The sequence below is a fragment of the Streptomyces sp. PA03-6a genome, from assembly GCF_033792765.1.
In the GTDB taxonomy this organism is placed as follows: Bacteria; Actinomycetota; Actinomycetes; order Streptomycetales; family Streptomycetaceae; genus Actinacidiphila.
Genome location: NZ_JARAVK010000254.1, coordinates 1 through 12,729, shown reverse-complemented (window position 1 = coordinate 12,729; position 12,729 = coordinate 1). Strand labels below are relative to the sequence as shown.

Below are 12,729 nucleotides of genomic sequence, written 5' to 3'. Positions count from 1 at the left end.
GATCGGGACATGGCAGGAGCCTACCGCGGCCGAAAAGCCCCCCTCATGGGTCACCGGCCCAGGTCGCGGGGCCGGTGACCCATGAGGGGGGCTTTTCGGCCGCGGTAGGCTCCTGCCATGTCCCGATCAGCCGATGCCGGCCCCTCCCGGTCACCCGTCACCGCGGATGACCTCGACCTCGCCGTGCAGCTCGCGGTGGCGGTCCTCCGAGAGGCGCCCCCGGCTGCTTGGGAGGGCAAGGCCGGTTCGCTGGAATGGGACTGCTGGGAGACCGTCGAGCACCTCAGCGACGACCTCTTCGCCTACGCGGCACAACTGGGCCCCAGGACACCGCCCTTGGACCGCGAGGTGCCCTTCGTATGGGAGAGCCGGCGGCCCGGCGGCCCGGCGAACGCCCTTCACGCGAACCGCGCGGCGGGGCCCGCCGGTCTGCTGCAGGTCCTGGAAGCGAGCGGGGCGCTGCTGGTCGCCATGGTGCGCACGACGCCACCGCAGACCCGCGCTCACCACGTCTTCGGCGTCTCGGACCCCGAGGGATTCGCCGCGATGGGGATCGTGGAGACGCTGGTGCACACGCACGACCTGGCGCAAGGGCTCGATCTCGTATGGAGCCCGCCTGCCGGTCTGTGCTCCCGGGTGCTCGCCCGGCTGTTTCCGCACGCGCCGTCGTCCACGGATTCCTGGTCCACCCTTTTGTGGGCCACCGGACGCGCCGACCTGCCCGGACACCCTCGTCCCACGTCGTGGCGCTGGGACGGCACGCCCCGGGCATAGGCCGTGCCCGAGGGCACGGCCGCGCTCGGCCCCTCCCTCACCCACACCGCGGCACCGAGGAACCGGGGCGCGCCGGCACGAACGGCAGCGGTCAGTGCGGGGCCGGGGTGACCAGGACTTCCTTCAGACGGCTGAGTTCCGCCGCCGTCAGGCCGCGGTCGCGCAGCCAGGGGCCCGCACCGCCGTGGCCGGTGCGGAGGACGTCCAGGAAGCGGTGCATGACGCGCGGTTCCGAGGCCATGAAGGCGTGCTCCACGGCGGGCAGGTCGCGGTAGGACGGGAAGCGGGCCAGGCGGGCGCGGATGCGGACGACGCGCTGGGCGGTGAGCGCGTAGTCGGCGGCGATGGCGGGGGCGGGCACGCCCACCGCGTCGAGCAGGAGCGCCGCGAGGACACCGGTGCGGTCCTTGCCGACGGCGCAGTGGAAGACGACGGCGTGCCGGTCGGTGTCGGCGACGACGCGCGCCGCGGCGACCAGCGACTCACCGCTGCCGTCGAGCAGTCCGAGGTAGAAGCCGGTCGCGTCGCCGTCGTCCGCGGTCGTCGCCGGCACGGCGTCGGTGACCAGCGCCCGTACCCGGCTGACCGGCAGGTTCATCCGGCGCACCGCGGCGTCCGCCAGCAGGCCGTGCCCCTCGCGGGCCGCCTCGTCCGGGCCGCGCAGGTCGAGGACGGTACGCAGCCCGTAGCGGCCGAGCAGCAGTTCGACGTCGTCCGCCGTGGCCTCCTGGAGGGTGCTGGCCCGGAACACCACACCGCGCCGGGTCGTGCCCCCGCCCCGCACCGGCAGACCGCCGAGGTCGCGGATGTTGTCCACCTCCGCCAGCTCGAGCCAGCGCGGCGTCTCACCGGTCGATCCGTCCTGCGTCGTCTCCAAGGCGCCCTCCTCGTAAAGCCCCTGGCCATCGTGCCGTGCGCGGCCGCCCCGGTCCACCGGCGACCGCCGCCCCGGGGATATCGTCGGCTGATCCCGGGGACTCCCCGCCGACCACCGACCGGAGGTGCCCGCCATGGCCCAGCCCGAGCCGCCCGTGGAGCCGTTGGTGCGGACGGAGCGGCACGGCCGCGTCCTGGTGATCCGGATGTGCCGCGCGCACAAGCGCAACGCCGTGGACCGGCACCTGGCCGAAGCGCTCGACGCGGCGTTCAACACCCTGGAGGACGACCCGGAGCTGTGGGCCGGGGTGCTCACCGGCTCCGGCGGGGTCTTCAGCGCGGGCAGCGATCTGAACGCCATCGGCGACTACGTCACCGAGCGCGGCGGCGAGTACGGGCTGATCCGCCGTCACCGGCACAAGCCGCTGGTCGCCGCCGTCGAGGGCGCCGCCCTGGGCGGCGGGATGGAACTGGTCCTCGCCTGCGACCTGGTCGTGGCCGCGGCGACCGCCCGTTTCGGGCTGCCGGAGGTCCGGCTCGGCCTGGTGCCCACGTGTGCGGGGTTGTTCCGCGGCCCGCGCGCGCTGCCCGTCAACCTGGCCAGGGAGATGGTGCTGACCGGCGACCCCGTCGACGCCGCTCGGGCGCACGCCGCCGGGCTGGTCAACCGGCTCACCGGTGAGGGCGAGGCGCTCGCGGGCGCGCTCGAACTCGCCGCGCGCGTCTGCGAGAACGCGCCGGTCGCGGTCCAGGCGAGCCTGGTGGCGATGGACGCGTGGCTCTCCGGCTCCGACGGACCCGGCTGGCGGGCCACGGAGGAGGCGACCCGCACCGTGATGGCCTCCGAGGACCGGCACGAGGGCGTCGCCGCGTTCCGGGACCGGCGCCCGCCCCGCTGGACCGGCCGCTGACGCCCCGGTAACCGGCGGATACACGCACGCGGGTGACTCCGGCGTGCGCCACGCCGGGGACCGGGCTTATCTGGAAGCCGTGACCGGTGTCGTCCGGACGCGGTCCGCCGCGCAGGAGGCGCCCCCGAGCGAGGAGCTTCCTTTTGGCACGCAGGATTCCGCCGACCACCGCGGTCGCCGTGGTGTTCGTCGCCGCACTGTTCATGGCAATCATGGACACCACCATCGTCAACGTCGCCGTACCGGCCATCGGCGAGGACTTCGGCGTGCCGGCCTCCGGGCTGGGCGGCGTCAACATCGGCTACCTGGTCAGCCTGGCGGTCTTCATCCCCGTCGCCGGCTGGCTGTCCGACCGGTACGGCACCCGCAGGGTGTTCCTCGCCGCGCTGGTCGCCTTCACCGCGGCGTCGGCGCTGTGCGCGATGTCGACCAGCCTCGAACAGCTCACCCTGTACCGGATCCTGCAGGGCGCCGGCGGCGGTCTGCTGGTCCCGGTCGGCCAGACCATGCTGTTCCGGGCGTACCCGCCGGCGGAACGGATCAAGGCGCAGCGCGCGCTGATGGTGCCGACCGCGATCGCCCCGGCCGTGGGCCCGGTGCTGGGCGGCTGGCTGTGCGACGCCGTGTCCTGGCACTGGGTCTTCCTGGTCAACCTGCCGGTCGGCGCCGCGGCCGTGGTCTTCGGTCTGCTCTTCCTGCCGGACTACCGGCTGGAGCGGCCCGGTCGCTTCGACCTCGTCGGCTTCCTCCTGGCGGGCGGCGGGCTGTCGCTGACGCTCTACGCGCTGACCAACGGCGCCAAGGACGGCTGGGGCACCGCGGGCATCCTCGTGCCGCTGCTCGTGGGGCTCGCGGCGCTGGGCGCGATGGTGCTGGTGGAACGGCGGATCACGATGCCGATGCTGGACCTGGAGCTCTTCCGGGACCGGCTGTTCCGCGCGAACACCGTCGTGATGTTCCCGCTCAGCGCGGTCTTCCTCGGCACGGTGTGGCTCTACCCGATGTTCCTCCAGGAGGCGCTGGGCTTCAACGCCTTCGAGAGCGGCCTGGCCACCTGGCCGGAGGCCGTGGGCGTGATGGCCGCCGCGCAGATCGCCCCGCGGCTGTACCGGCGGATCGGGCCGCGGTGGCTCATGGTGGGCGGTTCGGCCGGCATGGGCCTGTGCGTGGCGGTGATGACCGGGTTCACGACGGCCACCTCGCCGTGGGTGCTGCGCGGGGTGCTGTTCGTCCTGGGCTACTGCATCGGGCACGTGATGATGTCGGCGCAGAACGCCGCCTTCGCCACGATCCCCCCTCCCTCGACGGGGCGGGCGGCGACCGTGTTCAACATGCAGCGGCAGCTGGGCGGTGCCTTCGGGACCGCGCTCATCGCCACGCTCCTCACCGCGGTCGGGACCACCACCGTGACGGCGGGCGGCACCACGACGGCCAATCTGGGCGCGTACCACGCCGGCTTCGTGCTCTGCACGGGCCTGGCCCTGATCTCGGCGGTGGCCGCGCTGTTCGTCTCCGACAAGGACGCCCTGCGCGTCGAGAGCCCCCGTCCGGGCCGCCACGCCCGTCCCGACGCCGCCGCCTCGCCTGCCACCTGACCGCGTGCCACGGGTGCCCCGAGGGCTGCCGCCGTGTCGTCGCGGTGCGGGACCGTCACGCGGCGCACCGGCGGCGCCTGACCGCCGATCAGGCCCCCGGGCAACGGCGGGAAGGCGTCCGGGCCCCGGCTCCAGCACCCGCCCCTGCGGGCCGCCGCCGGGTGCCGGTCCGTCACAGCTCGCGCCGGGCGTGCGGGCGGGCCACGGTCCCCGGGACCGACGGCCCGGCCCTGCGGCTCTGGGGCACCGGGCCCTCCTCGACGGGCACGTGTGCTGTCCGGCGGCGAGGGGTCCGGACCGAGCCGCGGACGAACATGTCCCCCGCACGCGGGCCCGGCCCGTGCCGCCCCGGCCGGGGCCGCGTGCAGCCGTCCGGGGTGCGCGCACACGGCAACCAGCAGCCGACGCAGCACCTCCGCCGAAGGCCGGGGGGTGAGGGGGCCGAGCACCGGCCGGCGTCCTCCCGCTGCCGGGCACCGGTGGATGCCCGGGGGGACTGTGCGACAGGGCTCAGCGGCACCCGCGGAGCGGCGGCCGACGCCGCGTGCTCCGACATGCGGCCGCCACGTCAGGCCCTAACATCGACCCATGCCTCGCCTGGAACGTCTCCGTGCCGACCACGCCACCGCGCTCCTGGAGTTCGAGCGGGCGAACCGCGCGTACTTCGCCGCGTCGATACCGGACCGGGGCGACGACTACTTCGCGTACTTCGACGCGCGGCACCAGGCGCTGCTCGCCGAGCAGGACGCCGGGTTCTGCCACTTCCACGTGCTGGTCGGCGCGGACGACGAGGTGCTGGGCCGGGTCAACGTGGTGGACGTGACGGACGGGTCGGCGGAGCTGGGGTACCGGATCGCCGAGAGCGCGGCCGGGCGGGGGCTCGCCACGGCCGCGGTTCACGAGGTGTGCGCCCTGGCGGCCGGGGAGTACGGGCTGACGACGCTGTGGGCGGTCACCACGCTGGACAACGCGGGCTCCCGCACGGTGCTGACCCGTACGGGGTTCGTGTCGGCCGGCACGGTCGAGCTGGAAGGCCGCCCCGGGCTCCGGTTCGTCCGCGCCCTGGGGGACGGCACGGCGCCGTCCTCCGCGGGCTGAACGCGGGCGGCGAGCGCGCGCAGGCCGGGGAGGGCGAGCACGGCGATCCCGGGGAGGCTGGAGACGAGGGTGAGCACCCCGTAGACGACGGCGGTCGCGAGGCCCTGCGTGGCGCCCAGCCCGGCCGCGCCGAAGGCGAGCGTCGCGGCGGCCTCTCGCGGGCCCCAGCCGCCGATGTTGACGGGCAGTCCCATCACGAGCAGGGCCAGGACGAGCGGCGGTACGAGCGTGGTGACCGGTGCCGACGAGCCCGCGACGCGGGCCGCGACCACGAACAGGGCGATGTGGCCGGCGAATCCCGCCGCGGACAGCGCGACCACGCCCGGCCAGGTGGCGCGGGCGAGCAGTCCGCTGCGGACGTCGGCCAGCCCGGTGGCCAGGGCCTGCCGGCCCTTGGCGCCGCGCCGCCACAGCAGCCATCCGCCGAGCACCACGACGGCCAGGAGCACGCCGGCCGTGACCTCCGCGGCGGCCCGGCCCGGCACGAGGTCCCCGGCGATGGCCGTGACCAGGGCGGGTCGGGTGAGCAGGACGGCCGCGCCGAGCGCGAGGACGACGACCTGCCCGCCGACCCGTTCCAGGACGACGGCGCGCACGCCGCGGCCGACGTCGCCGGAGTGCTTGCCGTGGCGGACCGCCCGGTCGACGTCGCCGAGGACGCCGGCCGGGAGCACCGCGTTGAGCAGCAGCGCCCGGTAGTAGTCGGACACGGCCCGGGCCATCGGGAGCCGCAGGCCCAGCCGGCGGGCGACCAGGCACCAGCGCCAGGCGCTCGTGACGGTGGTGAACAGGCCGATCGCGAGGGCGGCGAGGACCGCGGGGCCGTCGACGACCCGCAGGCCGTCGACGAACGCGCCGGTGCCGAGCCGCCACACGAGGGCGGCGAGGATGCCCGCGCCGATCAGCAGCCGCAGCCAGGCCCACAGTCGTTGCCTCACCGGGCGCCACCTCCGGGCAGGGCGAGCAGGTCGCCGTGGCCGACGACGGCGGTCAGCCGCCCGGCCGCGCAGTCTTCGAGCCGTCGGCGCAGGTAGGGCTCCGCAAGGGCGGCCAGGCCGGGTTCCTGCTCGACGGCGGCGCCCACCCAGCCGCGCAGCCACTCGGCGGTGAGCGCGGACCGGTCCGCGCCGAGCCGCCAGGGGCTGGGCCGGGTCGTGACGGTGGCGCCGTACCGGGTGAACGCCCGGCCGGCTGTGTCGAGGGCGTCGGGGCCCAGTAGTGCGCGGCCGCCGGCCGTGCGCCGCTGGTGCGCGTTGAAGGCGGCGGTGACCTCCGCGTCGAGCGGGTCGGCGGGCCCGAGTTCGACCTCGCCGACCACCGAGAGACCGAAGAGCACGGGCACTCCTGCAGCGGTGCAGGTGGCGGCGAGGGTGTCGATCTCGCCGGCGGTGAGCAGGTCCAGCAGCGCGGAGGCGGTGACGAGCGAGGTCCCGGCGAGGTCGGCGGGGGTGAGCCGGGTGAGGTCGCCCACGCGGGTCTCGGCGGTGACGGGGACGCCGCCCGCGGTGAGGCCGGAAAGGCTCGCCGCGGCCAGGTCGAGCAGGGCGGGGTCGTGGTCGTGGAGGATCCAGTGCTGCGGTCCTGGCAGTCGTCCGCTGAGCCAGCGGCCCATGGAGCCGGTGCCGCAGCCGAGGTCGCGGACGACGAGCGGGCCGGTGCCGGTGCCGCGGGACGCTCCCGCGAGGTGCTCGCGGAGCGGGCCGAGCAGGTCCGCGGCGCGGGCCGCGGCGTCGGCGTCCTCGCGCAGCGCGAGCCAGTGCGGTGTGAAGGGGGCGGTGTCGGACGTGGTCATCGGGTTCCCTCCCGCAGCAGTTCCAGTACCGCGTCCATGTGCCGCGCGGCGTGCTCCCAGCCGTGCAGCGTCTCGCGCCGCCGGCGGGCCGCCGTGCGCAGCCGGCCGCGCAGGTCGGCGTCGTCGAGCCAGCGGCGGAGCGCCGCGGCGAGTTCGGTGGTGTCGTCCGGGGGGACGAGGAGGCCGGGCGGTGTGCCGTCCGGTGCCAGGCCGAGGGCGTCGGGCACTCCCCCGGCGGCGGTGGCCAGTACGGGTGTGCCGCGCATCAGGGCCTCGGTGACGACCATGCCGAAGGTCTCGGCGCGGGACGGCAGGACGAGCAGGTCGGCGGCGGCGTACTCGGCCGCGAGGGGTTCACCGGTGAGCGGGCCGGTGAGGTGCACGCGGTCGTCGAGGCCGTGCCGGCCGATCAGCGCGCGTACGCGTGCGAGGTGTTCGCGGTCGCGGCCGAGCGGGCCCACGCAGCGGCAGGTCCAGGTCAGGTCGGCGACGGCGGCGAGCGCCCCGGCCAGCAGGTCGTGGCCCTTGCGCGGGGTCAGCGAGGCGACGCACAGCAGCCGGGTGCCCTCCTGCGTGCCGGGCGCGAGCGGCGCGGGATCGGTGCCGGGGGTGACGACGTGGACCCGGCCGGCGGGCAGCGCGTGCCGCTCGGCGATGCGCCGGGCGGCCCAGGGGCTGGTGGCGACGACCGCGGCGGCGGCCCGCAGGGTCTCGCGCTCCAGGGCGTCGAGTGCGCGGGCCGCGGCGGGGTCGAGGCCGGTCTCGTCGGCCAGGGGCAGGTGCACCAGGACGGCGGTGCGCAGCCGGCGGGTCTGCGGGACGACGATCTCGGGGACCCCGCAGGCCACGAGCCCGTCGAGCAGGACGACGGCGCCGTCCGGCACCGATGCGAGCGCCCCGGCCAGGGCCTGGCGGGCGGCGCTGTCCGGACGGGGCCACGTGCCCCGCACGGGGAGTTCCCACAGCGGACGGCCCGCCGCCGCGAGGGTCTGGCTCAGGCGGCGGTCGTAGACGTTGCCGCCGCTGGGCGCGGTGGCGTCGTCGACGTCGCCCGGGAGGACGACGTACGCGGGGGCCGCCCCCGCCGGAGCGGGGGCGGCCGTGCGCGCGGGCGTGCTCACAGGGAACGCTCGTAGCTCGCCCAGGCGACGTGCGACTCGTGCAACGTGACGGAGATGCCGGTCAGGCCGTGGGCGCCCTCGCCGAGCTTGCCCGCGGCCACGCGGTCGGCGAGCCGGTCGGCGATGACCTTCGCCAGGAACTCGGTGGAGGTGTTGATCCCGGCGAAGTCCGGATCGTCGTCGAGGTTGCGGTAGTTGAGCGCGGCGAGCACCGCGCCCAGTTCCTGGGTCGCCAGGCCGATGTCGACGACGATGTTGTCGGCGTCGAGCTCCTGGCGGCGGAACGTCGCGTCCACCAGGAACGTGGCGCCGTGCAACCGCTGCGCGGGTCCGAAGACCTCGCCGCGGAAGCTGTGGGCGACCATGACGTGGTCGCGGACGGTGATACTGAACACGCGAGGACAACCTTCCCCAAAGGCCTAACCGGGACGGTAGGCAATACGGTGACAGAGCACGGAACGTTCACCGCCTGCGATCTCCTTCATCAGCAGGGGCAGTTCCTCGAAGTCGCTCTCGCCGGTGACGAGGGCGTCGTAGACCGGGTCGGCGAGCAGGCGCAGGGCCAGTGCCATCCGGTCCGCGTAGGTGCGCCGGGTGCGGCGCGAGGGTGAGACGGTGCCGACCTGGCTGCTGCGCACGACCAGGCGGCGGGAGTGGAAGGCCTCGCCCAGCGGCAGGCTGACCCGCCGGTCGCCGTACCAGCTCAGCTCGACGACGGTGCCCTCCGGCTCCAGCAGTTCCAGGGCACGGCCGAGCCCTGCCTCGGTGGCGCTGGCGTGGACGACCAGGTCGCAGCCGCCCTCCGCCGCGTCGGGGTGGGCGAAGCCGACGCCGAGCGCCCCGGCGACGGCGGCGCGGGAGGGGTCGACGTCGACCAACTGCACCCGCGCGCCGGGGACGCCGGCGAGGACGGCGGCGACGCTGGAGCCGACCATGCCGGCGCCGACCACGGCGATCCGGTCCCCGATCTGCGGACCCGCGTCCCAGACCGCGTTGACCGCGGTCTCGACGGTGCCCGCCAGCACCGCCCGTCCCGCGGGGACGTCGTCGGGCACGGGCGTCACGGCGGTGGCCGGGACGACGTACCGGGTCTGGTGCGGGTAGAGGCAGAAGACGGTGCGGCCGAGCAGCCCGGGCGGCCCCTGTTCGACCACGCCCACGTTGAGGTAGCCGTACTTCACCGGCCCCGGGAACTCGCCGTCCTGGAACGGCGCCCGCATCGCCTGGTGCTGGCTCACGGGCACCCCGCCCCGGAAGACCAGGGTCTCGGTGCCGCGGCTCACCCCGGAGTACAGGGTGCGCACCAGGACCTCCCCCGGACCGGGTTCCGCCAGGGGGACCTCTCTGACCTCGCCCTCGCCGGGTTCTCGAAGCCAGAACGCACGCGCCGAACGCTCCACCGATTTCCTCCGTACTCCATGGCGGGCAACAGGCACCCGCCATCCGGGTGGTGCCGGGCCCGTACCGTACGCGGCTGTGCCGCACAGGCGACAAGCGGGGACGTCTCATGACCGTGATGACCGTTGGATCCGAGTTCCGTGGGGGCACCGCGGGGCGTGAGCAGGCCGGGGCGGCAGCAGCCCAGCTGGCGCTGCTCGCCGCGCTGTGGGCCACCGTGGGCCTGGACACCGTGGGCTGGCTGACCGGGACCGTCTACGCGGCGGGCACCTGGGCGCTGCTCGCCGCGGGCCTGCGGCGGGCGGGACGCCGCTCGCTGGGCCCGGCCGACCACGTGACCCTGGCCCGGGCGGTGCTCGTCGGCGGCGTGACGGCAATGGTGGCGGGCGGCGTCGCGCACGGCGCGCCGCTGCTCACCGGGCTGACCGCGGTGGCGCTGGCGCTCGACGCGGTGGACGGGAAGGTCGCCCGGCGCACGGGCACGGCGTCCGCCCTGGGTGCGCGCTTCGACATGGAGGTCGACGCCTTCCTGATCCTGGTGCTGAGCGCGCGGCTCGCGCTGACGCTGGGCCCGTGGGTGCTGGTGATCGGCGCCATGCGCTACGCCTTCGTGGCGGCGGCGTGGGTGCTGCCGTGGCTCAACACGCCGCTCCCGCCGAGCTTCGCGCGCAAGACGGTGGCGGCACTGCAGGGCGTCGTCCTGCTCCTGGCCTGCTCGGGGCTGGTCCCCCCGAGGGTCTCCGCGGCCCTGACCTTGCTCGCGCTGGGCTCACTGGTCTGGTCGTTCGGCCGTGACGTGCTGTGGCTGTGGCGGCACCGGCCGGCACCGCGGTCCGCCACGGGCTTCGCGGGGCCCGAGGGGATGGTGGCGGAGACCCGCACGCTGGTGTCCGCGTCCGCAGGCGGCCGGACCTCCTGACCCGGCCCGTTCTCGCCCGAGGCCCCGGCGGCGTCTTCCACTGCCGGGGCCTCCGCCTGTCGCCCGGCACCCCCGACGCCGGGCCCGCGGATGCTTCCCTTACGCCGCGCGGGATCGTAGGGCGTCGCCCAGGCGTCGCAAGTTCGCGGGCTGCCCGCGCTGGGGGTCCGCCACGGGCTTCGCGGGGGCCGAGGGCAGGCTGGCGGATAACCGAACGCCGGCGGCCGGACCTCCTGACCCGACCCGTTCTCGCCCGAGGCCCCGGCGGCGTCCTCCGCTGCCGGGCCTCTGCTCGTCGCACGGCACCCTCGACGCCGGGCCCGCGGATGCTTCGGTCATACGGCGCGGGGTCGTAGGGGCGTCGCCCAGGCATCGCAGGTTCGCGGGTTGCCCGCGCGGCTGGTGGCTTGGTCAGGCGTCCTGACGTGGCAGGTAGCGCAGCAGCACCACGTCGCCGATCTGCCGGGTCTCCGCGAGCGTCATCCGGTGCTGGGGGCCCTGCGGGAAGACCGCGGGGTGCACCATGCGCGGGGCGTCGGCCTGGCCGACGAAGAACGGCGCGTACACCAGGTGGAGTTCGTCGACGAGTCCGGCGCTGAGGAACATGGTGTGGACGACTCCCCCGCCCTCCACCATGAGCCGTTCGACGCCGCGCCCGGCGAGGTCGGCGAGCAGGAGCCGGACGTCCAGCGGGTCGCCTGCGTCGACGACGGAGCAGACGTCACCCAGGCGTTCGCGGAGGCAGTCGCTCGCGCAGGACGTCGTGTAGACGACCTTCTCGCACTCCCCGGTGGTGAAGAACCGGGCGCCGGGGTCGAGTTTCCCGCTCTCCGTGACGGTGACCTTCAGCGGGGTCGGCGGGAGCCCGGCGCGGACGCGCCGTTCGCGGCGCTCGGCGGAGCACACCAGCAGCCGGGGGTCGTCGGACCGTATGGTGTTGGCTCCGACGAGGATGGCGTCCACCCCGGAGCGGACCTCGTCGATCCGGTCGAAGTCCTCCTCGTTGGAGAGCAGCAGCCGGGTCGTGCTCGTGTCGTCCAGGCATCCGTCCAGCGAGGAGGCCACGGACATCAGTACGTACGGGCGCGATCTCATGAGGACACATTGCCGCACGGCGGCGTTCGCGGATGTGAAGCTTCGTGAAGTTAGGTGCCGGGGGCCGGATGGATGTAGGGTCCGCCGATCATCGTGCGGGCCTGGTCAGGGCCCGGTGGCCCGTCAGTCCCGCACCCCGGCCAGCACGTCGAGGGCGAGGATGTCGTCGGCGTCGTGGGAGAGGGAGACGGTGACGCGTGTGCACAGGCCCGCGAAGCGGTCGCGCACGGCCCGGCCGACCTCCCGCGGTTCACCGTGGAGGGCGAAGGCGTCCAGGACGTCGTCGTCGACCAGCCGGCCCATCTCGGCCCAGCGGCCGCGCACGGACAGCCGGTGCAGCTCGTCGTGGAGTTCGCCCCAGCCGTGGAGGTCGAGCACGGCGCGGTAGGCGGGCGTCGAGGCGTAGAACGCGATCCTCTCGCGGGTGGCGGTGAGGGCCGCGGCGTACTCCTCCTGCGTACGGCCGGTCGCGACCAGGGCGTTGCCCACCACGTCGAAGGGCTGCCCCGCGTGCTCGGAGGACTCCCTGGCCTTGTGCACGGCGGGGAGCGTCACCTGCCGCAGGTAGTCCGGGGAGGTGAGGGCGTGGCAGATCAGCCCGTCGGCGACCTCGCCCGCGACGGCGGTCATCAGGGGGCCGACGCCGGCGAGCCAGATGCGGGGCGGCCCGGACGGCAGGGGGCCAGGGTCGAACATCGGCGTCATCAGCGTGTGGGTGTAGAACTCGCCGCGGAAGCGGAGCCGTTCGCCGGTCTGCCAGCTGTGCCAGATGGCGCGCAGCGCGCCCGCGAACTCCTTCATGCGGGCGGCGGGCCGCGACCAGGGCATGCCGTAGCGGTGGGTGATGTGCGGCTTGACCTGGGAGCCGAGGCCGACGGTCATCCGCCCGCCGGAGAGCCGCTGGACGTCGTACGCGGCCGTGGCCACCGTCATCGGGTTGCGGGCGAAGGCGATCGCCACGCCGCTGACCAGGTCGGCCCGCCGGGTGGCGCCCGCGGCGAGGGCCAGCTGGAGGAAGGCGTCGTGCCGCATCTCGTTGACCAGCACGCCGTCCGCGCCGTGCGCCTCGGCGCGGGCGGCCTCGGTGGCGGTCCGCTCGATCCGGCCGGTGAAGGTGAAATCGGCCTTGAGCGGCGGGGCGGGTGTCGGG

Annotated in this window: 12 protein-coding genes and 1 pseudogene; 5 read left to right on the top strand and 8 right to left on the bottom strand. The window is 75.2% G+C overall.

Features of this window, described 5'->3' with window-relative positions:
• The first annotated feature begins 117 nt into the window (after positions 1–117).
• Positions 118–774: a maleylpyruvate isomerase N-terminal domain-containing protein gene (locus PV350_RS38200; RefSeq protein ID WP_499515289.1), complete on the top strand. Its 657-nt coding sequence runs from the start codon at positions 118–120 to the stop codon at positions 772–774.
• Between the two features lie 91 nt (positions 775–865).
• Here PV350_RS38200 and PV350_RS38195 read toward each other — a convergent pair whose 3' ends face one another.
• Positions 866–1,651, bottom strand: a complete 786-nt coding sequence (locus PV350_RS38195) for a tyrosine-protein phosphatase (RefSeq protein ID WP_499515288.1) — start codon at positions 1,649–1,651, stop codon at positions 866–868.
• A 133-nt stretch (positions 1,652–1,784) separates the two neighbouring features.
• Between PV350_RS38195 and PV350_RS38190 the strand changes: the two genes are divergently transcribed.
• From PV350_RS38190 to PV350_RS38180, 3 genes are all read left to right on the top strand, one after another.
• Positions 1,785–2,561: an enoyl-CoA hydratase-related protein gene (locus PV350_RS38190; protein WP_500338054.1), complete on the top strand. Its 777-nt coding sequence runs from the start codon at positions 1,785–1,787 to the stop codon at positions 2,559–2,561.
• Positions 2,562–2,704: 143 nt separating this feature from the next.
• Entirely contained in the window at positions 2,705–4,156 is a 1,452-nt protein-coding gene (locus tag PV350_RS38185; protein ID WP_500338052.1) for an MDR family MFS transporter, read from the top strand.
• Between the two features lie 588 nt (positions 4,157–4,744).
• Complete coding sequence (locus tag PV350_RS38180) at positions 4,745–5,254, top strand: GNAT family N-acetyltransferase (protein WP_499515285.1); 510 nt, start codon at positions 4,745–4,747, stop codon at positions 5,252–5,254.
• 110 nt (positions 5,255–5,364) lie between these two features.
• On the opposite strand, the pseudogene PV350_RS38175 reads toward PV350_RS38180, so the two are convergent.
• The 5 genes and pseudogenes from PV350_RS38175 to PV350_RS38155 form a co-directional block, all read right to left on the bottom strand.
• Positions 5,365–6,129, bottom strand: a pseudogene (locus tag PV350_RS38175) (lysylphosphatidylglycerol synthase transmembrane domain-containing protein); the annotation flags it as partial.
• Between the two features lie 59 nt (positions 6,130–6,188).
• On the bottom strand, positions 6,189–7,046 hold the full coding sequence (locus tag PV350_RS38170) for an SAM-dependent methyltransferase (RefSeq protein WP_500338050.1): 858 nt from the start codon (positions 7,044–7,046) through the stop codon (positions 6,189–6,191).
• Positions 7,043–8,167: a glycosyltransferase family 4 protein gene (locus PV350_RS38165; RefSeq protein WP_499515283.1), complete on the bottom strand. Its 1,125-nt coding sequence runs from the start codon at positions 8,165–8,167 to the stop codon at positions 7,043–7,045. Before PV350_RS38165 ends, PV350_RS38170 begins: the two co-directional genes overlap by 4 nt.
• Positions 8,164–8,562, bottom strand: coding sequence for a 6-pyruvoyl trahydropterin synthase family protein (locus PV350_RS38160; RefSeq protein ID WP_499515282.1), 399 nt, complete (start codon positions 8,560–8,562; stop codon positions 8,164–8,166). The genes PV350_RS38165 and PV350_RS38160 overlap by 4 nt, the downstream gene beginning before the upstream one ends.
• Positions 8,563–8,586: 24 nt before the next feature.
• On the bottom strand, positions 8,587–9,567 hold the full coding sequence (locus tag PV350_RS38155; protein WP_499515281.1) for a zinc-dependent alcohol dehydrogenase: 981 nt from the start codon (positions 9,565–9,567) through the stop codon (positions 8,587–8,589).
• Between the two features lie 116 nt (positions 9,568–9,683).
• Between PV350_RS38155 and PV350_RS38150 the strand changes: the two genes are divergently transcribed.
• Positions 9,684–10,484 carry a CDP-alcohol phosphatidyltransferase family protein gene (locus PV350_RS38150; protein WP_500338049.1) on the top strand — a complete coding sequence of 267 codons (801 nt, stop codon included), beginning with the start codon at positions 9,684–9,686 and terminating at the stop codon, positions 10,482–10,484.
• A 411-nt stretch (positions 10,485–10,895) separates the two neighbouring features.
• Here the strand turns inward: PV350_RS38150 and PV350_RS38145 are convergent, their stop codons facing one another.
• Both PV350_RS38145 and PV350_RS38140 read right to left on the bottom strand, forming a co-directional pair.
• Positions 10,896–11,579, bottom strand: coding sequence for a RibD family protein (locus PV350_RS38145; protein ID WP_499515279.1), 684 nt, complete (start codon positions 11,577–11,579; stop codon positions 10,896–10,898).
• 123 nt (positions 11,580–11,702) lie between these two features.
• Positions 11,703–12,729: TIGR03617 family F420-dependent LLM class oxidoreductase (locus tag PV350_RS38140; RefSeq protein ID WP_500338048.1), on the bottom strand; the 1,027-nt coding region annotated here is incomplete at its 5' end.

Coding starts and splice junctions, on each gene's coding strand:
- PV350_RS38200 (WP_499515289.1), top strand. CDS start 118: ATGTCCCGATCAGCCGATGCCGGCCCCTCCCGGTCACCCGTCACCGCG.
- PV350_RS38190 (WP_500338054.1), top strand. CDS start 1,785: ATGGCCCAGCCCGAGCCGCCCGTGGAGCCGTTGGTGCGGACGGAGCGG.
- PV350_RS38180 (WP_499515285.1), top strand. CDS start 4,745: ATGCCTCGCCTGGAACGTCTCCGTGCCGACCACGCCACCGCGCTCCTG.
- PV350_RS38170 (WP_500338050.1), bottom strand. CDS start 7,046: ATGACCACGTCCGACACCGCCCCCTTCACACCGCACTGGCTCGCGCTG.
- PV350_RS38150 (WP_500338049.1), top strand. CDS start 9,684: ATGACCGTTGGATCCGAGTTCCGTGGGGGCACCGCGGGGCGTGAGCAG.
- PV350_RS38145 (WP_499515279.1), bottom strand. CDS start 11,579: ATGAGATCGCGCCCGTACGTACTGATGTCCGTGGCCTCCTCGCTGGAC.